This is a genomic window from Cellulomonas sp. P4_B5_2 (genome assembly GCF_056402235.1).
In genome coordinates, this window is the sequence record NZ_JBFUHU010000531.1 from 1 (window position 1) to 1099 (window position 1099).

Annotated in this window: 1 protein-coding gene; it reads left to right on the forward strand. The window is 74.1% G+C overall.

What is annotated here, in order from left to right:
- Positions 1 to 1099 (forward strand): hemolysin family protein (locus AC1DUQ_RS21905; protein WP_477074659.1); only part of this gene is annotated, 1099 nt, incomplete at both ends.

Sequence of the window (1099 nt, forward strand, 5' to 3'; positions counted from 1 at the left end):
CGGGTCGCGTCGGCAGCGGCGTTCGTGCGGCTGATCGCCGAGATGACCGCCACCGTGTGCATCGCGCTCGTGGTCGCCGCGGCCGGCCTGGCGTGGTGGGCGGTGCTGCTGGTCTCGGTCGCGGTCTGCGGGCTCGTCGCGTTCCTGCTGGTGCGGGCGAGCCCCCGGACGCTCGGTCGCCAGCATCCCGTCGCCACGCTCACCCGCCTGTCCCACGTGCTCGTGGCCGTGACGGCTGTCGCCGGCCGCCTGGGCGCGGTCGGTCGACCCGGTGCGACGTCGGCCGCCGCGGAGGAGAGCGAGCTGCGGGACATGGTGCAGCGCGTGAGCGAGTCGGACGTGATCGAGGACGAGGAGCGGGAGATGTTCCGCTCGGTGCTCGAGCTGGGCGACACGCTCACCCGCGAGGTCATGGTGCCCCGGACGGACATGGTCACCGCCTCGGCCGACACGCCCCTGCGCAAGGCGCTCGCCCTGCTGCTGCGGTCCGGGTTCTCCCGGGTGCCGCTGGTCGGCGACTCCGTGGACGACCTGCGCGGCGTGCTGTACCTCAAGGACGTCGTCGGTCGCCTGCCGATCGGACCCGTAGGCGGCTCGGACCGCCGCGAGCAGGAGGCGATGCTGAACGCCCCGGCGTCGTCGCTGGCGCGCCCGGCGGTCTTCGTTCCCGAGTCGAAGCCGGTCGACGAGCTGCTGCGCGAGCTCCAGGACGGCTCGTCGCACATGGCGATGGTGGTCGACGAGTACGGCGGCATCGCCGGCCTGGTGACCATCGAGGACGCCATCGAGGAGATCGTCGGCGAGCTGACCGACGAGCACGACCCGACGGCGCCCGTCGTGGAGGACCTGGGGCACGGCGTGTTCCGCGTCCCCGCGCGGCTCGGCCGGGACGAGCTGGGCGAGCTGTTCGGCCTCGAGGTGGACGACGAGGACGTCGACACCGCGGGCGGCCTGCTCGCCAAGGCGCTCGGCAAGGTGCCGCTGCCGGGCTCTGCCGGCGACATCCACGGACTGCACCTCGTCGCCGAGCGCGTCGAGGGCCGCCGGCGACGGCTCGGCACCGTCCTCGCCAGCGTCGTCGACGCCGACACCCCCACCC